The 25,063-nt window shown below is 61.3% G+C and carries 17 protein-coding genes; all 17 read right to left on the reverse strand.

Going from position 1 to position 25,063, the window contains the following annotated elements:
• Positions 1-30: 30 nt before the first annotated feature.
• The 17 genes from AB1E33_RS06615 to AB1E33_RS06695 are packed head-to-tail and all read right to left on the reverse strand — an operon-like array spanning position 31 to position 25,061.
• Positions 31-2,262 (reverse strand): hypothetical protein, encoded by a 2,232-nt coding sequence (locus AB1E33_RS06615; RefSeq protein ID WP_372576461.1) that lies wholly within the window; start codon positions 2,260-2,262, stop codon positions 31-33.
• Complete coding sequence (locus tag AB1E33_RS06620; RefSeq protein WP_372576462.1) at positions 2,262-4,772, reverse strand: baseplate J/gp47 family protein; 2,511 nt, start codon at positions 4,770-4,772, stop codon at positions 2,262-2,264. Before AB1E33_RS06620 ends, AB1E33_RS06615 begins: the two co-directional genes overlap by 1 nt.
• On the reverse strand, positions 4,769-7,192 hold the full coding sequence (locus AB1E33_RS06625; RefSeq protein ID WP_372576463.1) for a putative baseplate assembly protein: 2,424 nt from the start codon (positions 7,190-7,192) through the stop codon (positions 4,769-4,771). Before AB1E33_RS06625 ends, AB1E33_RS06620 begins: the two co-directional genes overlap by 4 nt.
• Entirely contained in the window at positions 7,189-7,548 is a 360-nt protein-coding gene (locus tag AB1E33_RS06630) for a GPW/gp25 family protein (protein ID WP_372576464.1), read from the reverse strand. The genes AB1E33_RS06625 and AB1E33_RS06630 overlap by 4 nt, the downstream gene beginning before the upstream one ends.
• Positions 7,545-7,889, reverse strand: a complete 345-nt coding sequence (locus tag AB1E33_RS06635) for a hypothetical protein (RefSeq protein WP_372576465.1) — start codon at positions 7,887-7,889, stop codon at positions 7,545-7,547. The genes AB1E33_RS06630 and AB1E33_RS06635 overlap by 4 nt, the downstream gene beginning before the upstream one ends.
• A 19-nt stretch (positions 7,890-7,908) precedes the next feature.
• Complete coding sequence (locus AB1E33_RS06640) at positions 7,909-8,421, reverse strand: phage baseplate assembly protein V (protein ID WP_372576466.1); 513 nt, start codon at positions 8,419-8,421, stop codon at positions 7,909-7,911.
• Positions 8,422-8,433: 12 nt separating this feature from the next.
• Complete coding sequence (locus AB1E33_RS06645; RefSeq protein WP_372576467.1) at positions 8,434-9,585, reverse strand: hypothetical protein; 1,152 nt, start codon at positions 9,583-9,585, stop codon at positions 8,434-8,436.
• A complete protein-coding gene (locus AB1E33_RS06650) occupies positions 9,582-9,941 on the reverse strand; it encodes a LysM domain-containing protein (RefSeq protein WP_372576468.1) in 360 nt (119 codons plus the stop codon). The genes AB1E33_RS06645 and AB1E33_RS06650 overlap by 4 nt, the downstream gene beginning before the upstream one ends.
• On the reverse strand, positions 9,938-10,606 hold the full coding sequence (locus AB1E33_RS06655; RefSeq protein ID WP_372576469.1) for a hypothetical protein: 669 nt from the start codon (positions 10,604-10,606) through the stop codon (positions 9,938-9,940). Before AB1E33_RS06655 ends, AB1E33_RS06650 begins: the two co-directional genes overlap by 4 nt.
• A 6-nt stretch (positions 10,607-10,612) precedes the next feature.
• Positions 10,613-12,016, reverse strand: coding sequence for an eCIS core domain-containing protein (locus tag AB1E33_RS06660; RefSeq protein ID WP_372576470.1), 1,404 nt, complete (start codon positions 12,014-12,016; stop codon positions 10,613-10,615).
• On the reverse strand, positions 12,013-19,668 hold the full coding sequence (locus tag AB1E33_RS06665) for an eCIS core domain-containing protein (RefSeq protein WP_372576471.1): 7,656 nt from the start codon (positions 19,666-19,668) through the stop codon (positions 12,013-12,015). Before AB1E33_RS06665 ends, AB1E33_RS06660 begins: the two co-directional genes overlap by 4 nt.
• The gene (locus AB1E33_RS06670) at positions 19,665-19,952 is read right to left on the reverse strand and encodes a hypothetical protein (protein WP_372576472.1); all 288 of its coding nucleotides are present in this window, start codon (positions 19,950-19,952) and stop codon (positions 19,665-19,667) included. Before AB1E33_RS06670 ends, AB1E33_RS06665 begins: the two co-directional genes overlap by 4 nt.
• The gene (locus AB1E33_RS06675) at positions 19,949-21,820 is read right to left on the reverse strand and encodes an ATP-binding protein (RefSeq protein ID WP_372576473.1); all 1,872 of its coding nucleotides are present in this window, start codon (positions 21,818-21,820) and stop codon (positions 19,949-19,951) included. Before AB1E33_RS06675 ends, AB1E33_RS06670 begins: the two co-directional genes overlap by 4 nt.
• A complete protein-coding gene (locus AB1E33_RS06680; protein ID WP_372576474.1) occupies positions 21,817-23,109 on the reverse strand; it encodes a Pvc16 family protein in 1,293 nt (430 codons plus the stop codon). Before AB1E33_RS06680 ends, AB1E33_RS06675 begins: the two co-directional genes overlap by 4 nt.
• Complete coding sequence (locus AB1E33_RS06685) at positions 23,106-23,843, reverse strand: hypothetical protein (RefSeq protein ID WP_372576475.1); 738 nt, start codon at positions 23,841-23,843, stop codon at positions 23,106-23,108. Before AB1E33_RS06685 ends, AB1E33_RS06680 begins: the two co-directional genes overlap by 4 nt.
• Positions 23,840-24,583: a hypothetical protein gene (locus AB1E33_RS06690; RefSeq protein ID WP_372576476.1), complete on the reverse strand. Its 744-nt coding sequence runs from the start codon at positions 24,581-24,583 to the stop codon at positions 23,840-23,842. The genes AB1E33_RS06685 and AB1E33_RS06690 overlap by 4 nt, the downstream gene beginning before the upstream one ends.
• Complete coding sequence (locus tag AB1E33_RS06695) at positions 24,537-25,061, reverse strand: phage tail protein (protein ID WP_372576477.1); 525 nt, start codon at positions 25,059-25,061, stop codon at positions 24,537-24,539. The genes AB1E33_RS06690 and AB1E33_RS06695 overlap by 47 nt, the downstream gene beginning before the upstream one ends.
• Positions 25,062-25,063 lie beyond the last annotated feature (2 nt).

Genomic DNA, 25,063 nt, shown 5'->3' on the forward strand with positions numbered 1-25,063 from the left:
TCCTTCACATTGAGGCTAAGTGCTGACATCTCACGTCACCTCGATCAGCCCCGCCTCGAGCCCGAAGCGGAGGTATTCATCAAGCGCCACGCGCGTATTGGCGCGGCGCTGTGGTTGCATCAGGAATCCCATGGCCCCCATGGCTGCGCCGTCATCCGCTTCTTCGCGGATCTCGACCGGGGCGCGCGAATCCAGCAGGGCATAAGCATAGCTGTCCGGGTTCAACGACTGGAAGCTGGGCACCATGGCCGCGAGAATCCCCGGGACGTCGGCAGGCGCGGCACCGTCGAGGGCCAGGTCGGGCTGACAGCGATAGCGGCGCGGCAAATCCGATCCGTTCGCCACAAAGGAAAAGCGCACGCAACCCGTCTGCAGACGGCGCGCCACAGTGGCTTCGGTAAAAAGCGTGTTGCTGGCGTGGATGCTCTCGATTGTTACAGGCCCCAACAGAGTGGCCCGTTCCATCAGGACCTCGCCGCCTTGCAGCAGGATGGCCGGATTACCCTCGATCACGCTCTCCGTGACGCAAAGATGCAGGATGTCACCCAACGCACCGATCCCCCCGGTCCGTACGCGACAAAGATCCAGCAACAGAGCCTCGTTATCCGTGCCCACGCGGATCTCTTGAGCGGGCGGTTGCGTCAAATGCGCCAGGCGCAACAGGCCCAAGCCCTCACCAGGTGAGTTTGCGACGTCGATCTCACCATCGACGACCAACCCGTCAATCACCAGCCCGCCCGGCAGATCGCTGCCGGCAGGTGGCGTGCCGATCACGGTAAGGTCGCCAACCAGGGCCGGGCGCAGACCGGAAGCATCGTAAAGCCCCACATTGCGCGCGGTTTCACCCGGGCCACCCTCGGGCACGGGCAAGGCTGGCCAGTCAGCGGCGGCTATTATCAGAAGGCTGCCCTCGGCGATCTCGATGCGGTTGGGGCCGGTCAAATCCTCGATGAATGGCACATTGTCGCCCACGCAGATCAGACCCACCTGCCCCGAAGCTAACCCATTCCAGGTTGCAATCGCATCTTGCAGTCTTCCAAAGGTTTGCAGCCCATCGGCAGCTTCGCGCAGCGTCACCAGCGCCTGCCAGTCGATGGCCCGCTCACCCAAGGCCTCGACTATGGTGTCGGTGCGGTCATAGGGCCCGCCGCCTATATCTCCCATTGCAAGCATTGCATGGGTCACGCGCAGGTCGTCCACATCCTGACCCGTCGGTAAGGCCGCGCGCCCGCGCAACGGGTCAATTCCGACGCGAATGGGAAGGTCGGCATCTGCCCCGCCCGAAGCTGGCGCATAGCTTTCCAGTGCGGGTGGCCGCTGCCACTCGGTCGGATCACCCGGCAGATCCCCCAAATGGCAAATCATGACCTCTTCCGGTGGCACAAGCGTGAGCGGGTCGCCCGGGTTGTCAGCAATCCACACCTCGAAGGGCGGCTCGTTGGTGAAGAATTGCGGCGTGGGCATGGGATGTGCATCCGCAATCGCCTGCCGCCGTGCTTCAAGCTCGAGGAACAGCTGCAGTGGTCGCAACAGCCCGGGCGTGTGTTCCTCACTCGTGAGGCTATCGATGGTCGCCTCGCTTTCGGGCGTGTTGGCGAGCGGGATATCACGCCGCAACGGATCGAGGTGAAAGCGCCCCGAGCCGCCCCCATCCGTACGCCTCGCCTGTACCTGCGCAAGCGGGAAGGCCTCGGCGCGCCAAACAAACAGCCCGATATTGGGCACGTTGTAGCGCCCGTCCCCATCGGCAATCCGCTGCATCTCGGAAGTACGCGGCCCCGGATCGAAAGCGCCGTCCGTCAGGCCCAGCTGCGCCGCATTCCGCAGATCCAGCGTGCCCGGATGACCGGGACGCACATGGTTCATATTGGCCGTAACCGAAAGATCCAGCATGTGCTCGGCCGCCGCCGTGATCCAGCCCGTAACGTCGCGCACGACCTCCTCGATCACCGGCAACGTCCCCTTGCCCCGGCGGTATGCGAGCGTATTGGCTACGTAGGCTCTCTGTGGAAGAGACCGGCTTGCGGTGACATCATGCGTCTGGCGCACGTCGAGCAGATCTGCAATGTAGGGCACGACCCAGGGATCGCAGGTCTCGATAAACCAGTTGCGGTAGAGCGCGGCGATGTCCTCTTCCATCGCCTCGGCCTGCTCGGCGATAATGCCCACCAGATCCTCAAGCGCTCCGCCGCCTGCCTCGGCATCGCGTAACCGGTAGATTGCGGGTAGCAATTCGTAGATGCGATCCTGGTCGAGGGCCATCAGAACGCTCCTTTCAGATCAAGCGACGCCGTATCAAGCAGAAGAAGCTCTGCTGACAGCACACCGTTGGGCGTTTGCCGCGCCAGGGCCGCGGGCAGCAGGTCTTTGACACCGGATTGGCCCGCGAAATCGAAAGTGCGCAGGATCACGCCCTCTACGCCCGGGCAGGCATGCAGGACCGACATGATCTCAGCCTGGCTGATACCCTGCCCGAAGCGCCGGTTCGCGAAAGAAAAGACCTCGGATACATGTGCGGTCGCCTTGGCGGCCACGTCTTCGGGCACCAGTTCGGGCGAAACGGACAGATCCGCGGCCAAAATGAAACTGCGCGCCGAATAAGACCCGATCGAAACGGGTTCGTCGGAATGCCGCGCCAGGTCAATCGCCTTACTGAGGTTGTCGTAAAGCGCCGTCATCGGCAGCACCGGGGCCCCGTCTGCCCCTGCAAGCGTGATGTGGATCAGCCGCTGTGCCCGCGTCCAGAGGGTCTGAGCCAGCGCCTTTTCGATCCCGGCAAAACCCGCGGCAAAGTCCTGGTAGTCGCTCAACGTGACGATCCGGTCCACCAACCGCGTCTGCCTTGCTGCGTTCTGGCGCGCCTCGCGCGTTTCCTCTGCATCTGCCGCCCCGGATGCAGGCACCGGGTTCAGTACGCCATTCACACCCAAAGGGCGCGAGGCCAGCTGATCGATCCGGTTCTCTGGCAGGTTCCCGTCGGTCCCGATGCCGATGCGTAGGCGGGCGGTTACGTTGGACTGACCCGAGGGCAGCCTGCTGCCAACAGTCTGCCCATCCCCGAATTCTATGCTTGCGGCACCGTCATCCGCATTCGTGACCGTATAGACGCGCGCATCGGTATCCTGTCCGTAAAGCGTGGGCACCTCGTCCCATAGCTGACCATCCACGCGCAGTTCCAGCGTGCTTTCAGAACCCGTAGGCGTGTTAGTTGAAACATAAGTCAGCGGGACCGATTGCAGATCGAAGCGTTGAAAGGGCTGTGCCGCATTGCCATCGCCCAATATTTCGCCTCGCGTCACCCCCATATTTGCCGCCGTCACATTGGCGTTAATGCGCAGAGACAGGCGGTCATAAACATGTGCCATCCCCACCTCGAAGGTTAAGCGCGTGAAGCCGGCAGAATTCGACGAAACCTGCTTGATCGCCAACACCTCGCTGACCGCCCCCCCATCGGTCGAAAGCCCCGTGAGAGCCACGTGCCGCCCGGGCTCAAGCCCTTCGACAGCCGAGTTCAGCACGACGCTTGTGCCTGAGACCGCAAGAGTGCGCGGGCGTTCCGACACGGTCAGGTGCTCGCTCTCGCAATAGACGCTGACGTTGCGCGGCGTGAAATTCTGCGCCCCGGCCCCGTTGATCGAAAGCCGCGAAGCTTTGCCCGTTACAAGGAATTGCGTGCGCGTGCGTTCGCGCACCTTGCTCACGCGATAAAGGGCGGTCGAAGAAGAATTGCTCATCACGATCCAGCTGTTCTTCACGAGGCGCGGATAGACCTGATCAAGATAAAGCGTTGAAAGCGAGGAGGAATAAGCCCCGTTCGCCCAATTGTCTTTAGCGTTAGCATATGGTCCGGGCAGGAAGGTTGTTCCGTCGACCGGGCTGATCTCGCCTACGCGCAAGGGCAGGGGCAGATCTTCCCAGCGGATCGCATTGTGCCCGAACGCCGCCGTACGCTGACGCAAGGCATGAATTTCGGCGTTGTCTGAAGACATCAGGAAGCGGATCGAACGGTCGAGCGTGACTTTTGTGTAAGCCGGACGCGGGTCGTCGGGGCCATCGGGGTCAAAGGTTTCGACCATTTGCACGCGGCGCAGATCGTAGGTTGCATTGCCGGGATCCGTATCGGCGTCTTCGGCCACGAACAAAAGCGCATGGCCGGGTTCAAGCCGGGTGTTTGTCCCCGCAAGGTAGATTGTCTTGATGAAGCGACGCACGGGCGCCGTTTCCATCAGGCGCGGGCGCAGAGCGTTCCACTCAGGGCGCCCGATGATCTGGGTCTTGGTCTCGAAAATCTGCGCCGTCTCATCCGGCGCTGGTGTGCTTTGCGCCTGCGTACCCGCCGGGATCGGCACTTCGATGGGGGTTGAGGGCGTCGCCTCGCATGTGAAGGCCAGATAGGTCTCGGATCCCACACCCGGGCGCAGTTTGTAGCCAACGCCCGCTGCCATGTGCCCCACCGACCTGCGCTCCTCAGCTGTGCGCATGTAGCCCTCGTTGGCGATCTGCTCCTGATAAAAACTCAACACGTCCAGCACGCTGGCCCAGCCATCAAGCAACGCCACCGTCGGGTCGTCATCCTCGCGTGACGAAAGGCGCCGCAAGCTGCCGCGGCGTGCCAGGGCTGCCAGCATGTCAGCCTTGAAAGCGGCTTGGGTGCCGATCCGAGCCTCGATTCGAACCTTGCCCGACGTGTTGCCGCGCGGGCGCGGAACGAGTGGCGCTATGTCTTTGCAGCAGTCGCAGGTGGTATTTGTGGCATGGTGCACGTCGCTCATAATCCGCCCTCCACGTCGCAGGCAAAGACCCCGTTTTCCGGCAGGCTCGGGTTATTCTCCAGCCGAAACACCTCGGCCGCGCCGGGCGTGATGCTGCCTTGGGTCATCAAGTTGGCCCCCGGCTGGCCCCAGCGGCGCAGGTGCGATATTTCAGCCGACTGGACTCCGTCGACCTCCATCGCTGCGGCTAGAATTTCGCTGGGAAACAGGACCTGCCCGAAGGTGAGGTTATCGGGGTGGAAAAAGCCCTTCTGCCCATTTGCCTGACGCCCCGCTGTGAACCGGTCGATCAGGGCTGCGCGCACATCGCTTGCAAAGCGCCCGGGTTCGGCGCAAGCACGCACGGCGAGATCGAGGTTCAGAAAGATTGGGTCGCGCAATTGCAGATCCACGCCTGCCATGCGCCGTGCGTCGAGCAGGTCTAGCAATCCGGTGCGAAAAGCCGCATCCTCGCTGATCAACCGTCCATCGCGCCCGTCGATGGTAATCACGACCGTGTACCATGACCCGAACCACATATGCTCGGCCACTGCGCGCTGCACATCGGGGTCCTCTTCCGCGACACGTGCGTAATCCTCGGCAATCACGGCGCGACGCTGCGTCCGGTAGGCCTGCGGGGCGAATGTGCGTGCAATCGACAGGCTCTCGGGCCGCGCGCCGCCCTGGCCCGGCACCGGGTTGCGCACCGTCTCGATCCCGTCCAAATCGGTCACGATGTGCGCCAGCGTATCACGACCGATATTGCCTCCGGATCCTCCGCCGGTTCGAAGGGTTGCGACAAGCATCGTGCCGATTGCGGGTTCCTTGCCAAAACGGTGATTGCCAAAGCGCAGGTAGACTTGCCCATTGCGCTCGGGCTCGCCTACGAAATGCGCATCGAACCGGCGTGATCGCAGCAAGTCCGCGCGCGCATGCCAATCTTCAACCCCATCGCTGAGCGTCACGGCTGGCAGTGCCGCAGCGGCTGTGCGCTGAAAGAGCTGCGCGGCGGGTTGATCGAGTGCAGCGCTCGCATCGTAACCCTCGCGGAAGACGACAGGCACTTTCGGCAGGCGCGGTTCATAGAGGCGGGCGTCGAGGCGGGTCGGAGGATCAAGCGTCTGGCCGGCAAGGGTCAGCCCGTCATCCACAGCCACTATATTGCCGCGAACCAGGCTGGTTGGGAGGATCTGCGGCGTTCCGTTCTGGTCGAGCACTTCGGCCGAGACACACAAGGAAAATGGGAGCGCATCGGCGGCGTCCCAGTGTACTTCCGTAACGTCGATCCCTTCTAGGTCATCCCGCATTGCGATCAGGTCGGTCAGGCGCACCACATGGCGACGCTCCGGGTCGGCATCCTGCGGCAGGCCCGTCTCGGGGCTGGCGATTTCCTCAAGCAGCAACAAATCGCCCGGTGCCAATCCATGAGCAGGAGTGTCAGCGATCCAGAGACAAGTGGCCCCTCGCGGCAAACAGCAAATGTCATCGGACCATGTATGGATCGCAATTGCATTGCGCGGCTCGGCCATAGTCAGTTCGGCCATCGTCTCAAATACCACTGGCCCTTGCCCAAGCGCCGTGTCCAGCTCCGCAGGCGCAATCGTGGTCTGCGTCGTCTCTGTTTTTGTCAGCAGACGTGTCCCCGCCGGCAACACCGCACCATCCGCCGCACTGAATGCCGTCACGGCCACATGCGCATAGCTCCTTGCATTCAGACCCTGCCCGAGGCGATAATCCAGCAGCCGCGCATGGCGCGAGACCGATCGTCGCAAACGCGATGTCATGAGGTAAGTCTCGGGGGTCACCGCATCCTGGTACTGGCTCAGTTGGTCGCCCAGAAAAGCGAGGATCTCAATCAGTGCGATCTGCATGTCCGCGGCCGAGCGGTCCTGCCAATCGGGGACCTGCAAGGCCATGCGATCTAGGATCAGCCGCCGGAAACTCTCGTAATCCTTGGCGAGGTAATTCAGCACCGGTTCTTTCAGTTCGGCCTCTTCGCAAGCCGCCTCTAGCGCACAATCGAAATCGCTTGGGCATTCCACCTTGAAGGAAAAGGCAATCTCAGCCAGCCATGGATCGAATCCTGCCGGGGGCGGCCCGTCCGGCAGTGTCGCGTCGGCCACAAGCCGTAAACGGTAGGGTGAGAAATCACCCGCATTGTTCACGGTAATGAGCGCCTCATTGCCCGCCACGGCCATACTCTCGACCCGGATGCCCCGGATGCGCTCACCGCCCAACACGACAATATTTGTCTCGTCAATCGGCGTACCAGCAGCTGGCACTTCGCCCGGTTCACCTGGCAGCGGATGCGCGAATACTACGCGCAGCTGGGTCTGTGCCGGGTCGGCAATCTCGAGGAAATCGAGCCCGTTGATCGCCCCCTGTTCCCGCAAGATCTGCAGCCGCTGGGGCCGTGCACAGGTATAGCGTTCGCTGCTCATAGCACCCGCTCCAGACGTGTTTCTCGCCGCTCGCCCGTACGCCGCAAACGGTAGATGATGTCGATGATCAGTTTCTCTTCGTCCGCGCGTGCCCGGATCGTTTCAACTTGTGCCAGGTCCGAGACCCATTGATCGAGCGCGGCTTTCACGCTGGCCTCGATCGTCGCTGCCAGCGCATCGGAGTTGGGCGCAAAGACCGCCTGCAGGATTCCCGAACCGAAGTTCGGGCGGTTCACGCGCTCGCCCGGATTGGTAAAGAGCACCTGCTCGATAAGATCGCGCACATACTCCGCATCCTCCGTGCGCCGCGTTCGCCCGCGCGTATCAATGCCAAAAGGGTAGTCAATATGTGTCATATCCCCGTCACCCTTGGTTGCACGGTCGAGACGATTGCAGGCCCCTGCGGGATTTGTTCGACGCTTTGACCGATCCCGGCAGAGGTACCGAGCAATGCGGGTACGCCGTTGATCAAGACGCGCGTGGCCGGTGCGGTCCATTGCACCTTGATGCAGGGCTGGGGTTTCGTGCCCGTCCCGATTGGGACCTGGAAAGGGCAGCCAACAACCGTCCAGAGATCGGACACTATGGACGCGGGCATGCCCGAAAGTGTCACGCGCGGGAATCCCGGCGCGCCCGTTGCTGGGGCGGCATGGGGGCAGGATACGCCTGCGCCGATAGTCAAGAGCGGTCCGGGCATGTTGGTCTCCTTTTTCGCATCAGGTCACGACAAGCGCGCCGTTGTTGATCGTTACGGAAGGCCCGGCCATGACCATTATGGCCCCCTTCCCGTTGGAAAGCGTGATCCCCACGTCGTTGATCGAAATGAGCGCACCTGTCGGACTTTTGAGCAGAATGCCGCCAGTCGGTCCCGGCACGTCGCTCATCATCAGCGTGTTTTGCAATTGCGTCTGGATGACCACGTTGTTGACGGGTGGCACCGCCGAATTGAAAAGCACCGGCACCTCTGCCGGGGTGCCATAAAAGCCCCCGGTCCAGATTGGCTTTTCCGGATCGCCCGCCTCGAACTCCACCCACACGGCTGAGCGCAAGGGCGGCACGACGACAAAGCCCGCCTGCGGGCCGGCAAAGGGCAGACATGGCTCGGCCCAGCCCGAGGGTGTCGGCCCGAGGACGCTGGGCACCTCGACCATGATCCGGCCCTTCAGAAGCGGATCCAGATTCTGGAATACGGTACCCCTGTATTTGCCGTAATATCGCTTCTTCTCCATCTCGCTCCCTTTTCACCAGGCGACGCGCGCATTTCGCGTCAGTTGAAAACTCTGTTTGAACGAACCGGGCTTCAGCGTGCTTGAGACGCTCGAAACGTAGTAATCGCCCGAATGGTGATGCCCTGCCCCCGTCACCCGCACGAGCCTGCGCGCCCGCAAAACCTCGCCATAACGCGTCACGTCGAGCGCGCCGGAGGCTGAAATGATCTCGTTGTTGCGCGCCGCCGCCGCGAGGCCCGCCGAAGCCGTGCGCGCGAAATTGAAGCGCGCCGTGTCAGCGTCTTCCTCTTCCTCGCCCACGATCGGATCGGGCTCTTTGCGGTTAAGCAGCCTGTAGCCAAGCGGAATGGCCGGGCGCCGCCCCAGCGGCGGATTGATCGGGTCAATCCCAGGGATCGGGATCGGAATCGTCACATGGGTTGCCTCATTGCGGTAAAGCAGGATGTAGAGATCCTTTTTCATCCCGTCGTAACTCACGGAAAAGCTATCGATATTGCTTTCACCGTCATGGTTGATCCGCATCGGTGACTGCGTCGCACCCACTTTTATCTCAGGCCCCCAGTAGGCGATGTTCTGACCCGGGAACGGCCCGGCCTGGACGTAGAAGACATAGCCCACCTCTCGCGCCAGCCGGGTCATGTAGGCGTAGTCGGTCTCGTTCTGCATCTTCAGCTCTTCGAGCGGGTTTGGCACGTCGAGAAAGACAGAGGGCACTGGCGCGGGAACAACCCCGTACATTGCGTATTTCGCAAGGATCAAGGCCACGCGGGCAAAGGCCGGGGCAGGCGGCATCGGGATAGCCGAAAGGTCCACAAGATCCATCATCTGGCTCACATCCGTCCCAGTGAGCGACAGGGAGGCCTGACCGGCATTGTTCGATGGCGCGAAATCCTGCCGCGTAATAACCCCGTCGGCCAGCACTTGCTCGCGCCCGCTTATTGTGACTGAAACAATGACGCGCCCCGGGGGCTCGAAGAGAACGCCACGCGTGACCTCGCGGCCCATCTCGCTGTCCTCGGAATAGGTGAAGCGCATCTGAAACCCGCTGCGCCCGGTGCTGGCCTCGGTTGTCTGCACCTCGATAAGGCTGTCAATGACGAAGCCGGGCACTCGAGTGGCCACGACTGGCCCCATCCGCAGGGTGATATGCGCCCCGCCTGTCACGCGCCCGGATCCTCGATTGCAATGATGACCCGCGCACCCGGCTCTGCCAGAACCTCGCCAGGATCAAGCACGAGGTTCGCGTCGCAAATCATCCAGAAGAGCAAGGGGTCACCCAGATGCGTTGCCGCAACCCGGTCCAGTCGATCGCTGTCACGCACCACATGTTCAGTGATCACGCGCATCGTCTCGGGGTCCTTCGGGAAGCGCCGCGGTAAATAGGCCACGGTGCGCCCGTCCGGCATCTCACGCGTTTTGACGGGCATGTTGTGATATCGGCTGGTGGGTGAAAGCAGCGTTGCTGTCCCCGGCCCTTCGGGCCGCACGATACCCAGAAGCGTTAGCGGGTCGGTGCTCATGGCAAATCCTCCAGACCAAGCTCGTTGATCGACCCTTCCGGCTGGCGCCGCGCCAAATTCTCGCGCGTCTTGTGATAGGCCCGAAATATCCCTGCTGCCCGGCTGTCATAGGCAAGGTCGTTTGTCGTCATCACTGTCATATTGAGGCTGAGGCGCACACGCAGAGGGTTGAGTTCCGGATCGAAGCCTTCTTCGACCAGGCTCATATCCGAGATCAGCACCGGCACGACGCGCGATTGTCCCCAGACAAATAGGACGAGGGGTGCTTTGTTCGGGATAATCTCCAATTCGCCCTGTTGGGCCCGCTCATGGGTGTCCTTAACGCTTTCGGAAGATGGGTAAAGCACCGCCTCGAGCGCCGCGATCTGGGCATGCAGAGCGACCTCAACCGCCGTCGGGTTGTCATCGGGGAATTCGAGCTGATCGGTCGCGTCCAATTCAGCCTCGATGCTGATCGTCTCGGTCGGCGGGCCTGTCAGGCGCAGGGCTTCGGCCCGGTCGCCCCCCTCACCTGAGCCGCGCGCCTGCAGCGACCGCGAGAGACTGTCAGGGTTGTACTGAAAGGCGATCACGCGCTCGACCGCATCGGTTTCGGTGTCGATCAGGACAAAACCACCTTGGCGGACGCGCGGAGCACGCGGGGAAGTGCGATATGTGCGAACCATGTGCTGCTATTCTCCCCAGATGAACTGATAGGCCCCGACCAGGATGTCGCTGACGGGGATAAATGTGGTCTCGATACCCTGTCGGCGCAGTTCGAGATCGAAGCGGTCGGCAGCGGTCGGGTGTTCCCAATAGGCGCTTTGGTCCATTGCCGTGGCGAGGCCCATGTTCGTACCCTTGACAGTAAGCGTCCGGGCCAGATCATTGCCCAAGAGTGGCGAGAGCAGGCCAAAATAAGTGCAAGAGGTCGCCGCCCAACTGTGCGAGAGGGCAAGGGTCTGATCGACCGACAATTGCCCGCCGCGCCCGTTCAGCGGACGCATGATCTCAACCCAATCCATCTCATCCGTGCCGGGTGCAAAGGGACAACGCGGGAAAACCGTGGGCAGATTGAGCCGCAGCGGGCCGCCAATGCTCGGATCCGTGTGCGGCCGGTAGAAACCGGGTAAGAAGCCTGGCGTGCCGGGCCGCGGGAATAGCACCGGCGGGGGCACGGTCGCCCCGACCTCGGGCGCGACCTCGGCTCCTTCCCGATTGGGCTGCGGGTCGGTCGCGGCGGCGCGCGGGTTCAGCGGCAGGGTCTTGCCATCCTGGCCCTTGGCCCCTTTTGCTACGACTTTCACTCCGACACGCCGGTTCAAGTGACGCTTGTTGCCAAATGCCTCGGTTTCGCCATGGGCCACCAGCCGCACTTCGGAACCATCGGGCAGATAGGGCAGCAATTCGCGCTTCGCCCGCGCAGCACGGTGCGCAGAGAGGTTGAGATTGTAGTCCCGTTTGCCTTCCATGCTCGTATAGCCATGCAATTCGACAATGACCGGTTTCTTGAGGTTCGAGAGGGCGTTGACTGCATTACCGAGCGCCTTGTCGCCGATATGAATGTCGTCATGTTCGAACAGGATATGCGCTGTCTCCACCGCCTTGCTCACACCCACATCGTAGACGACCTTAGGCGGCTCGGCCCCGTATCCGCCTTGCGTGGTCTTTTCATCAGCAAGGCTCGCTGCAGGTCCCCCCGCCTGCTTTTGCTGGACGACGTGCAACAGCTCATGTTCCAACCGTGCGCGCCCCTCTGCAGTCTCGGGCTGCAAGGCACCTGCACCCATATAGATGTGGTGCCCTTCGGTCAGCGCATGCGCCCCACGCTCGCGCACGATCTCCTGCGCCATCGCGTCGTCATGCAACCGCACTCCCGACAGATCCGCCCCGAAACGCCGCCCGATCTCTTGCCGCAGGGTTCCAGTAAGAGGCCGCCCGCTGCCAGATACGCGCGCCGCCGCCCGCGTGCCCGCATCAATCCCGCTGTGCCAAAGGCGTTGGCCCTGCGCCGCAGCCCGCGCCTGGCGTTCGGCGCGTGCTGCCGGGCGCGCCTCAGCGCGGCCACGCGTGTTATGCCGCGCGCGCTCGGTCATGGGGTGACCTTCTTGGTGTTGGGCGAAAGCAGTCTCAACTCATGAATATCGATCGCCACAGCCCCGGCCTTGAGTTCCTTGGGCTCATTGCCAGAAATGACCACAAAGCCGCCCGCCGCCAGCCCGTCCTTGGGCGAGTTGATCGTGATTGAACCCGTCTTGATCTGCGATCCGCCTTTCGTCGTGACATCGATATTCTGCAGACGCGCACGTTCAGCCCCGAACGAAATCTTGCCATTTGTGACCTTGCCACCGGGTGTATCGCTGATCTGGATCTGTCCGCCGATCTTCAAGCCCTTGATCCCGTCCGGCGCCAGCTGCAGTTCCCCATGGGTCTCGCCGGGTTTGCCGAACTTAAAGGGGAAAGCTTTTGAGTTAGACAGGGTCAGGTCCACATCGATCCGCGAGAAATTCACCGGACCAGTATTGACCGGCACGCCTTCGGGCGGTTTGGGCGTGCCCACGGACGGGTTGATCCGGAAGAGTGCCCGCAAAGGTACGCTCGCCTCGGAAACGCCGGACGGGACCGTGTTCGAGGGCGGATCGCGCAGGTCGATTTCCGCAAGTGTCGCCCAGTCCGTGTCGACCTCCGGCGTGAAGAGCGTGTTGTAGATCAGCTCGTTCAGTTGCAGATCGATGCTGTCCGCATCCAAATCCGTGCGCACCGTATCGAGCAGGCTCGCCGCGGTATTGCCTTTCGCCTCCCGGACCAGTCGCTGCACCTGCAATCCCATCTCACGGACAACGTTCGAGAGGTTTGCACGCCCGTTGGTGATCGGCATCCGGATCGGGATATCGATTGGTTCCTTGCGGTGGAATGTAATCGCCTCGGTTCGTGAAATGAAGATGTGGAAATTGACATGCCCTGAGGCACTGTTCAGCAGCGGTTCGTAGGTCGTGCCGGTCTTTTCTAGAGTTTTGAGTGGATCACTGGCCCCGCCAGATGCCGATCCGGACGAGGTCATGAATGCCGACAGGTCCGGCGTGTGAACATTTGCGTTCGTGATCTTCAAATGTTTGATGAACAATTCCTTGTCCGTCGCACCGGGCGCTCCGCTGGCCGAGGGCTTTTCATAGGTCATCTGCATCTCGGGCGTGCCATCGATACTGAGCCCCTGAACCGTCAATTCTGGATCGGTGAGCTTCAATTCGAAGGTTCCTGTCTTGCCCTTGAGCACCTTTATCCCTTCGGGCGTCAGCGTGATTTTCTCGGCACCCGCATAGGGGCCCTTCCCGCCCGGATTGCGCAGGAGCTTAAAGATAAGAGGCATCCCGCTCTTCGCCAGGTCGATCTCGAGCGCGCTGAGTGACGGCGTGTGCAGATCTATCTTGTAGTCCGACCCGCCTAAAAACCGTGCATCGATCTTTGCAATCGATAATGCACCTTGGGCATCGAGTGAGCCCTTCAACGCCGCGTTGAACTTGGGCACATCAATCTTGCCGGTCGTCAGAAGTCCCGTCAGTCCCCAGGCCGTATCTCCCGTGGTTTCGTCGAATTCGGCCTCGACCGTGAAAAGCGACTTGCCATCGGTTTCGCCCAGTTTCACATCCAGAATTGATGCTTGATGCGTCTCGGGCAGGGTCAGCACGGCGCCCAGAGATTTCAGCGTGACCTCCATCCCCTTTGCCGTGATTTTCGGGATCTCAAGTTCAGTGATGCTGATCTTCTGAACCGGCGGTGCATCTTCATGCGTTGATGGATGAAATGCCACTTCGGCGCTGACCTTGATGTCTTCCAGCGCAATCTCGCCCTTGCCCGCCGGCGTGCCTTTCGCAGGCGGGATCGGCAAGGCAAGGCCCATCGTGGGGCTGTCGACGATCAACTTGTCAAGCGCGACCCGCTCCACGCGCAGCTTCTTCAGGGTCATGCCCTCGCCGTGGCGATACTCGATGAAGCCGTCGAGCGCCGGCTTGCCGTCTTTGCCCGTGACTTCATCGCCGGTCTGGATGCCGTCGACATCCACATGCGCTTCCTTACCGCCCGCCTTCACAAGGGCATCCACATGCCCGTCCTTGAAGCGGGCGACGACGCGATCTTTCTCGAAGAAATCAAGCTGAAGCGCCTTGGCCCCAAGCTCTCCGCGCGCCTCAAGTTTCTTGGCGAAGGCAACGTCGAAAACCGTGTCGAGCTGTTCCATCTTGACGCTGCCCTTGCTCGGGAAGCCGCCCGACCATTCGAGCCCCGTCACCACGAGGTTCTTGACGACAATACCCTTGGAAGGGCCCGACATCGCCCCGAAAACAGCGGTGATCTGTTTTTTGGGGTCGTGGTAGCGGAAATAGCCCGCACTAAGCGTGCCAACCTTCATCGCAGTAACCTTGACCTCTTTCAGATCCCCGTTCTCATCGCGATTGATGCGACCGGAGAGGCTGAAGCCCTTCAGCGTTGTGTTGCGCTTGGCCTCGAAGAGTGTTCCGCTTTCCGTGCGCCAGCGGAATTTACCCAGTCGCAGCAGGTCGAAACTGAGTCCGTGCACGATGATGTCGTCGCCCTCGAATTCAACGTCACCGGCAAGGTTGCGCAAGGCCCGGATCGTGACCCGGTTATTGCCCAGCACAATTAGGCCGTCGGACAGGTCCATGCCCGCAAAGCGGATTCGACTCAGTGCCTCTTCGACGAAGTCAGCCCTGAGGGCAACAGCCCCCTCTTTCGCCACACCTTCGGGTTTTTCCTTGTCGTTATTGCCCGACAGCGTGCCTTTCAGCTCATGCGTAATCCCTTTCGGCTTGCCCTCGTCACTGAGACTCTTGTGGACGATCCCCGCTACGCTCAGGGCATCGATGGTCTTGACCTCAACAAAGGACGGATTCGCCCTTTTCTTTGCCTGAGCATCCTGCTTACCCACCGCGCCTTCCTCCGCGCCGGTCTTGCCCTCTGCCGTACCGGTCTTGCCTTCTTCTGCCTCACCTTTGTTGAAGCTCCGCGTGAAGTTGACGATTTTGATCCCACCCAACGCACCGCCATTTATGGATACTCTCATGCGCGCAGGCGGCTTCGCTTCTGCGCCTTTTTTCTTCTTTGGCTGCAGCATTGCAGGCGCGGGCGCCTCATAGGTCAGCGGTCCCTCGCCTCCGTCATAGGAGATCCGCCCAATCTCGCCATCAACCCGTATTGCCGCGAGACTGCGCGCTTTCTCGCCATTTTTCTCCTCGGCCCGAGTAGTCACGTGCACGCGCAAATGCGCATTCTCCACTTTGGCAATGCCCGGCGCTTGGATCGTGCTGTCAGCACTTTGCAGCCACAAGTCCGTGACACTGAGGCTGCCCAACTCGCTGATATTGATCAGGAAAGCGTCATCTCCATCGCGTTCCACCCGGGCATTCAGGTCAGTGACCTCGATGTTTTGCACATGCACGCCAAAGGCTTCGGCAAAGGCCCCCTTGATACTAAGCGACTTGGCCCTGATGCCACCCGACGCCACTAACTCGGCACCCGGTGTCTCACGCCCGTGAAAGACTTTCTGCAGCATGTTGACAAAAAGCCCGACCGTCAGATGCACCTCGGTTCCCTCGATCGCTTTGATCTCGATGCCGAGTCCCTTGATGTCACGCAGGGCAATCTTGCCGAAGCTTGCCGTCACATCCGCAGTGGTGCCGATGTTCAGGCCTAATCCGACTTCGCTGGCCTCGATCGTGCCCACTTTTATGCGGAAATCTGCGCGCAACTTGTGTCGTAGCCGGGCCAACCTGTCCCGATCGGTCGCCGTCAGTTGCCCGGCCGCGTCGCGTTCAGAAAGTTCGTGATAGGCCCGAACATCAGGCATCAGCGTGTCAAGCCGCGATCGCATTTGCGTGTAGCGCTGTTCCGTCGGATGGGCCGCAGCCAGATCACCGGCGAGCTTGGTCATCGACTTGACCATGCTTTCGCTCGGGACATAGACGAAGCCCAGCCCCTTTGCCGAAAGTGTTTTGACCGACAGCGCATAAGCGCCGTCAAATTTCGATGGCACGCCCCCCGCCGATTCAGCCGCCACGCGCCGCCCGAATAGATCAAGCGTCGCCGGATCGGCCAGCCGGTCGATACCCTTGCTCGCGAGGAGCTGGAAGGCAGTTTTGCCTGCGCCATGTGCGCTGATCCCGCCAAGCCTCAGCGAATCGAGCTGCACATTCGAATCGAGCCGGTCGAGCACGATTTCGCCCACATCAAGGGTCACCCCTAGCACACGCGACCGTTCGTGTTTGATCAGCCGCCGCAATTCCTCTTGCGACAACGATTTGGGATCGTCTGCATGCTTCTTCTTGAGCTGCTGCCGATCCTTCTCATGGCTCCGCGCGTCGCGCAGGATCCGCTTGGTCTCTGCCTGTTCGTCGCGAAGCTTCTTGCCCTCTTCACCAGCACGTTCTGTGGCCGACATCGCCTCAAGTTGCCTGGTGATCTGCGCGTCGCGGTTTTCCAGATGCTGGACGGGTGTCGTTGCGACGTTCAGCGCGAAATCCTTGATGGTCAGCGCCTTCAAGCCCAACCCTTTATTCGTCGCGAAGCCCTTGATCTCGAGCTTGTCAAATTCAAAGCGCCGCCCAGTCAGGCGATCCCGTGTTTTGCTGCTGAATGCGTCGCCCAGATGCGAGGCGACCTCAATAAGCCCCAATATGGCCGGGAAGAGCAGCGGCAACGGCAACCAGATACCCCGTGTCTTGCCCGGCATCTTTTCGTCCGGGGCCCCGTACATTTCCGCTCCCAGGTCGAGTTTCGAAAGCGCCAGCGCCCCAAAGGCAAGTGCCGTTTCCGGCCCGATGAAGCCCGCGCTTGTAACGTTTAGCCCATCGGCCTCTCCGTCGATCCGCTTGGCCTCCGAGAAGAACCGGTCGCCATAGGTCGTTGTCACCTTCAGCCCCGTCAGCGAGATTGGGCCCGTGTTCACGCGCCAGCCGCCCATTAAGTCGTTGAAGCCCCCCAACTGCAGGTTCGGCAGGTGCAGGATCATCTGCCGCGCCGGGATATCGAAAGTCACTGCAGCCTGGTTTTCGTCCTCTCCGCGCCCTTCGCGCTCACTGCCGCCCTCGGGTGCCTTGAGCGCCGTGTAATCCGCTGCGATTTTCGCGAGGTTCAGACCCTTTTCGATGTCTACTCGGTAGCCGCTGCCCCGTGGCCCGACGAGCAAATCTGCCCCGAAGAAAAAAAGATCGAGCGCAGAGGTGATTGTCGGCAAGGCCCGGATCAGCGCACGTCCCAGTGGTTGCAGGAATTGCAGAGCAGGCAGTGTGGACAGGACAGATGTTGGCAGCGCATCCGGATCCGGTTCCGTCCGCACTGAACCCGGGCGTTCATCATAAAGCCGGTGGCGCTGCACCACCGGATCGAGTTCCGCAATTTCGAAGGCTTTGCGTACCTTCGAGATATCAAAGACCGCAGCGTAATCGCCGTAGGCAATCGCAATACGGATCTGCGCATCGAGCTCGTGCACACGCTTCGCCAACCAGAGGGTTTCGCCCTCCTTCGTTGCCCGCAAACGTGCCAGCACATCCGCACGGTCCAGCCCGCCCTCGCGTTCGACAAAGAGATGCATGTCGCGGCTCTTGCGCATCCGCTCATGCAGTTCTGACCAGATCTCATCCATCCCTGGGCCGCCGCTCGCCGCGAGAAACCTCTCTTGTTCATCAAGCGGCAACGCCCGGATCAGAAGGAAGGCCACATAGGCATCCCGGTCCGTCACGGCCATGTCCAGCAGGAAGGTCGTCGACATCAGCCGGAACGCGTGATCGCGCAGGTAAAGCGGATCGCGCGCCATGAAGATCAGGTTGGTGAAGGGCCGGTTTGCCACGTCAAATAGGAACGCATCGGAGAGATCGTCGATCATTGCCGCGATCGCGCCGCTCCGGTCCAGCCGACGGACAAGAAATGTGAACTCCGTCGAGGGTCCAGCCGTTTCGCCATCACCCTTTGCAAAGGCCTCGAGCTTACCGAAGAGCGCTTCCGGAAAATCTCCATTGCCTTTGTTGTCCTCGGCATATTCCACGATCTTCTGCAGATCCAGGCGCCGTCGGACTGTCGCCTTGTCCTCCTTCTCCAGCAGTGCCGCATAGTCCTTCGCAGTCGAACTGAATTCGCCGCGCTTGTCCCGACTGACCTCAATGCCGATGAATTCGCCCGACTTGATCAGAGCGCGCGGAACCTCTTCTTCCAACCGCCGGTGGTATTTGCCCCCCTCGATCTGGCGGAAACGGTATTGCGCCTCAAGCGGCATGACCCGCAGCAGGCGGTAGGCATATTCAGCCTCCCAGTCAAAAACCTTCCAGTCGGAGAAAAAACCACGCGTCAGAAGCCGCACGACGTCTTCAAGGTTTTTCCAGACCGGACGGGCAGCCATCAGCCCGAAGAAGACACCCGCATATGCATCCGAGAGCGCATCATCGGTATCCGTGAGGTCAAAAAGCAGTTGCAGCGCGCCGTTCTTCGCCATCCGCTCGGCGATGTAGCGCAGGACGGGTGGTGAATTGCGCAAGGCACCGCCAAACATCGCAAGCGGATCGTCCCTGCCGCCGCCGTTTTCTTCTTTCTCGGCGCTTGGCTGGCGCCCTGCCTCGGCCCGAATACGCTTGAGCACATCACGCGCTGTGGCCGCGTTTGCCTTTTCCGACAGATCGAGTTTCGCACGTGAGGCAAGGCTTGCCGCAGCCTCTTTTTGCCCGGTGGTAAGCTCGGGCTTGTCCTTTTCGTCCAGCGCCCTCTTCTCACCGTCGTGTCGATCGGGTTGGGGCGAACCGAACGGATCAACGAGCCGTTTGGCATAGTCATCGCCGACGGACGATTCGAGGATTTCGACCGCCAGATCGTTGCGCTCGGACACAAGCGTGTCGAAAATGAGATCGAAACCGATCAACGCCTCGTCGGTCACTCCGCCTAGTTGCAATTCCTCGAAGTGATCCACTTCGAACACGTCAATCTGCTTGGCTACAAGTCCGGCATAGGCGGCAAGGATCTGGTCCGGATAAGCGCTGAAATGCGGCGAGTTTAGTTCGGTGGGCAGACGCCGCTGCGACGGGATCTCCATCGAGCGCACAAGGGCAGCGGCATCGACAAAGGAAAAGGCCTGCAGGATACGCAAGGCGCTCGATACATTGTCGTTCGTCACGATTCCGCGCAACTGGCGGTTCAGTTCGGAACGCGCATCTGCGGCCTCGATGGAAATTTCGCTTTTACGAATGTTGATCTCACGCCGCATCTTTGCGGCAGAGGCAGGTTCAGGCCGCGTCGCCTTCGGAGCCGCCTTGGCCGTTGCCGCTTTTACACCCGCGCCCGTATCAGCCGCTTTGCCCCGTGGATCGAGCTGGGCCAGCGGCGCCTGCAGTGGCATCAGGGCAGCGGCGCGCGCGCCCATTTTACGAGCTTCGGCCTCTGCATCCGCGCTAGGATCGAACAGGGCGCGGGCCTGCATCTGGGCCAGATGGGTCAATTCATGGGCCAATAAGGCGCGTCCGGACCCGGCGCTCGGGTCGAAGGAGTGTGTATCGAGATGCACTGCACCGCCCAGCACTAGCCCTTTCGCCCCGTGAGCACCCGCAATGCGCCCAGCACTTTCGCCTGTTTTGATGGACACGCCGGACAGGTCAAGACCCAATTGCTGCGCGAAATCGCGGATTAACTGCCCGGTCAGATCATTGCTTTCCTCGGGTCTTTCGACAGGTTTTGCCTTTCGGTCCTGATAGCTCATGACAGCACCTGTCGTGCCACGATCTCCGCCAACGCGACGCCTGCATCTTCGGGCAAAAGCCGGCCCTGCACCGGGGCCTCTACCGTCTCACGATCGATCTGGCGTGACGAATTCGGAAGGTCTTGACCTTCAAGCGCCCGGGATAGGGCGCTAGTCAGGCTGTCGGCAATGCGCTGCCCCTCCACGCGCGAGACACCTTCAAGCGTTAGGCGCTCGATGGTCAACGCGAGATACTGGGTCTCGTCACCGCGAGCCATACGCCGACGTCGGGCAAAGCGGGTCATGGCCAACCCTCCAGTTCTGCTGGAGACAGCAAGCGCCCCATCTTGTCGTACTCGAAACGCGCGGCGCGCTGGACATGTCCCATGTCGAGTGGCGTATCCTGATCCGCTGCCAGAAACGCCGCATTGAGTGCAATCGTCCGGATCGTTCCACCAGCCACGTTGAGGCGGGACAGCCGGTCAAGGTCAAGCCCTACACCAAGCAGTTCAGCAGGGAAGCTCTGCGACCAAATTGCACGGCGCAACCCCTTGTCAGGGAAAGGGAATTCCACGAGAAACCGCAACCGCCGCAGAAAAGCCTGGTCGATGGCGTCGCGGATATTCGTCGTAAGGATCGAAAGCCCCGCAAAAGACTCCATCCGCTGTAGAAGATAGGCGATCTCGATATTTGCGTAGCGGTCGTGGCTGTCTCTGACCTGACTGCGCTCCCCAAAAAGCGCGTCGGCCTCATCAAAAAGCAATACCACCCCGCCGGCCTCTGCCGCATCGAAGATGCGTGCGAGGTTTTTTTCGGTCTCGCCGATATACTTGCTGACCACCGCGGAGAGATCGACGCGGTAAAGGTCCAGCTCGAGGTCGTTTGCGATGACCTCGGCGGCAAGCGTCTTGCCCGTGCCACTTGGGCCCGTGAAAAGTGCGGTAACCCCCTGCCCGCGGGCCGATCCGCCCGCCATGCCCCAGCCGTGATAAACGGTGAAGCAGTTACGTACCTGGGCGGTCAGATGGTGCAATATCTCGGTTTCGCGCACGGGCACAACGAGGTCGTCCCAACTGGCCTGCGATAAAATCCGGTCGGCCAGATGGGCAAGACGCGGTTGTGCCAGTGCCCGACAGCGCGACCAGAGCGTATTGCCCTGCGGCTCGGTTGCGCCAAGGCGCTGGATATCGGCGGCAGAAAGCTGGAACTGACCCAGCACACGGGGCAATTCGCGCAGCGTGCCATTGGCCTTGTCGCCCAGTGCCTGCTGCCAGAGCAACTCCTGTTCTTCGGTACTGGGCGTTGGCACATGAAGGCCGGGAAGGTGCCCGTCCCTGCCCAGTGGATCACGGGACGACAGGACGAGCGGCGCGTCACAGCCCTCGACAAAGCGCATTGCGCGTGCGGCTTCCTCTTCGGTTTCAACTTCGATCAACAGCAGGATCGGTTGCAACAGGGCCTCACGTTCCCACAGGCGTTGCAGCAGATGCGTTTCGGTGGCCTCGGATGGGATAGCCTCTGCCTGCATCCGACACAGGCGGCGCCCGGCGTCGAAAGCGGCGCAAGCAACCAGGCGCTGGCGGTCTTCCTTGTGCGGACCTTCCAGACAAATTGCATAGGTCCCCGAATTCCAAATACGTTCGATCCCACGGATAACCTTCAGATGCGAGGTGGGAATAATCGCACCTTCCCAATGCGGCAGATCAGCCCGAGCAAGCAGGCGCTGATCCAGGTCATCGAGCCCCAGCAGAGCACTGAGCGTCCGTTCGTCCACAGTCAGCGAGGCCCGCGTCGGTGAGCGCCCCTGAAGGCCCAGCATCTGCCAATAGCGCAGGGGGCGCCCGGGTGAGAGAGCGTTCCAGTGCGGCGCATCAAGGCAAGCGAGTGCAATCGAGAAATTCGCCTCCGCTGGTTCCCCCGCCCCGCGCATCTGCGCCAGCGCCTCGGTGATGGCCGGATCAAGCTCTGCGCCAGCGCAAAGCACCAAGAGATCACTCTCGAAATCGCTAAGCCCCATCTGCATACAGATGCGCGCGAGCGGCGAAGAGGTATGGTCTACAGAATTCCAAGCGGTATCAGCTTCGGCCACGCGGTCCTCGTTGCCAAGCAAGCGCAAGAGCCGGGCGCGAATGCGGCCAAGCGCAGGGGCCAGCGTATCGGGGTTTGCCTTCATATGGTCACCTGCGGGCCGTCAAAGACACCGTTTCCATCGATACTCAGGGGTGAGTCCACGCCATCCACGCGAAGGCGCAGCAGGTAATCGCCTGCGGCCACATCCGTGTAGCGAAAGATCACTTGTGTCGTCGTTTCAGCCGGCGGGGTCACACCATTGTCGCCCGGTGCACTGAAATTGTATTGTCGGGCGGCTGATCCCGCTGGAGCGCCAAGCTGATTGAGGCCCAGCGTCACCAGTTGCCGCGCCCCGATGGCGGGTGTCGTCGTCAGGGCCAGATCACCGGTGCGATAGGTCACGCCATCCACGACCCGTTCCGTATCCGGAGTGTGCACAAGGGTGAAGGTTGCGGCCAGAGGCATCGCAATCGTGTTCGAGACCAGCGCCGCATGTGGCACGGGCGGAATGCCCAGGGCAGGCGAAATCACCGCGCGCAGTGGCACCAACCCCGGCAGAGGTGCCGTGGTCAGATCGGCCAAGGGCAGCGAAATGCCACTGGGGCGGATCTGGGCGGGGGTCGGCGAGTGGTTGAGCTCGCCAAATCGTAGCGCAAGACCGTCCGTGTTTAGCCCCGTCCCCGTGATCTCAGCCGTGTCGGCCATGGTCAGTGTGCTCGCATCGCTTCCCACAACGCTGACTCCCGTCAGTTGGGCGCCAAGTGTCGGCAGGACGGTGATAGTGCGACGCGTGACGGGCAAGGCGGCGCCGGGACTAACATCGCTCTCGATGAAAGCGACCGAGACCTTGTAGGCCATCGAAAGGCGGTATTGCGCATCAAGCGCGGACCACATGCGCGACATTTCTTCGGAACTGATCGCCTCGGGCGAAATGCGGATCAACTCAACTTGCTCATCGATTCCCGATGCCGCGACGGGCGCGGGGATGGGGGGCACGAGCGACGCGCGGATATGTTCGCGGGTCAAAACAGGCTCTTCATGCAGCAGCAAAGCAGCATGGCCCATCAAGACTTCGGCGAACAGCGCCTGCGCGCCATAGGCTGACATCAGGTAATGCAGATCCACCACAAGGACGGGCTTGCGATTCAAGCGACCGGACATAGTGCGCGAGGGTTGGTCGGAATTGCGGTAAGAAGCGTTTGGCGTCACCTGGTGGAGAAAGAGGTTCAACTGGGTCGGATCATTGCCTTGGGCCGGGCGGATCAGGTCCGGCGGCGTCGAGGTCACGGTAAATTGGCCTACAACAGCACCCACATCGCTTGCCACGAGGCGCGCATTCAACCGCGCACGTAAGACGGCGGTTACGGCGGCCATGGCATATCCGTCACTCATTCACGCCGCCCCCCCAAATAGGTTTTCAGATCCGGGCCGGGGTGTGCACTGGCGGCTTGTTTTCGCGCCTTCGGCTTCGGCGCGGGCGATTGACGAATTTCAAGATGCCCGATTTGCACTTCGATCCGGCGTTCCGATTGCACCGGTTTCGGTGCAGGTGCTGGCATCGGGGCGGACATCTCGTGCAGACGCGCAATTTGCTGGGTCGGCAAAGGGCGTGGCGGGGGTGTGGGCGTCGGCTCCACCCGGAGCCTCGAGGTTTCCGGCGTGACCGGTGGCTCGGCTTTCGTGTCCGGGCGGTGTGGCTCCGGACGAGTGGTTTGGCGTTCGACACGCTCCGTCAAGCGGTGAGTCTCAAGGTGGTGGTCAGTATGAACGACATGTGTCTCATGGGTGTGATGTTCTGTCGTTACGTTCGGCACTTCATCGTCCCGCTCAATCCGGGTTTCCCGCTCGATCTCTTTTGTGTCACGCAACTCCGTCCTCGTTTCGTTTTTCGGATTCAAAGACTTTTTTTCCCATTGTCCGCTAGTTGGCTTTGGCTGAACCGATCGCGCCTCCTCTGGCACCTGTTGGGGTACGTGTTTTGGCTGCTGGGTCACGCTTTCCTTGTTATTTTCAACAAAGCCCTCGCCCCACTGCCCTTCGGGCTCGAAAATCCCCGGCAGGCGCGGCGACAAACCAATTTCCCGACCCTGATGCCGGGCCACGAGGCGGGTGAAGAAATCGCTCATAACTCATCCATCAGCAGATAGGCCTCGCGCCGCAGCGGCGACATCTGCAGAAGCTCTCGCTGGCTCCAGCCGTAGCGCATGGCTAGTTGATGTACTTCCCAAAGGGTGCGCCGCGCCCAGGCTTCGATCCGCGCAAGGAAGGTCGCACAAGCGTCAAAACCGCTGAGCCAGCGTGCCCCGCAATCAGGGCATTCCAGCGCCATCTCGGCGGCGGCCAACGGATCTTCGCGTTCCATCTGCAACCCGAGCATGTCTACGAGATCCCCTGGCAGCTCCTCGCCCGGTCCCTCGATGTCCTCTATGCAGGCATCGAGAATCTGCGCCCGGCCCGTATCCGCATCCGAGCTGACCTCCAGTAAGTCGCCGGGCCCTAGCAATCGGTAGCTAATGGTCCAGCCCTCCCAGCACAGTTTACCTGTAGTTGCCGGTGCCGTGCCTTGTGCTTGCAAAAGCTCAATCGCAGACAGGTCAAGACCCAGCTGCGCGGCACAGTCCGGACATTGGTCCTGACACCGAATCCGGTCGCCGAAATGCTCGGCGTAACCCCGCAAGGCCGCTGCCTGCACCGCGCCCAGACTGCGCGCGTCCTTTTCCATCCATGGCAGGGCCACCCGTAGCGGGCGCATCTGGGGTTCCAGCCCCTGTAGTGCGTCCCATAACGCCATCAGCGTCACGGCGTCCGGAAAGACTGGATCACTGGGGTTCGACGAAACTCGGCTCGTCCGGCTCTGGTTGGTCATAGTCCCGCTCCCACCCCTCGTTCTCGAGTTTCATCATTTCGATCGCGACCGCATTGGCATTGGCATCGAGATCGGGCAGCGTCTGGAATTCCGAGACCCAAGCATTGTAGATCCGGTAGGCCATGGCGACCTGCCCGGCCTCGTTCAGATGCTGGATCAGGATGTCCTTGCGCATGTCCCGCAGCGAGCTTTCAGCGCCCAGACCAGAGCCATAATTCCAGACCTTGTTGGCCCATTGCTCGAATGTCGGATCGTAGGTCTTGCCGCGTTCCAGCGTGAGGGGTTCATATTCCGTCCGTCCGGGCGACTTGCGCGAGGACGAGGGATCGCCCCCGGCTCTATGCTTGATGACCTCGGTCGTGCGTTTGAGTGCGCTGACCTTCGAGACGCCCGCCACAACGCGCCCGTCGATGACGACGAGGAACTTGTAGTTGGGCAGTTCGTGATAGCGGTGAGTGTTGACAACAAAAGGTGGCATGA

Origin of the sequence: Ruegeria hyattellae, from assembly GCF_041537925.1 — a bacterium.
Taxonomy (GTDB): Bacteria; Pseudomonadota; Alphaproteobacteria; order Rhodobacterales; family Rhodobacteraceae; genus Ruegeria_C.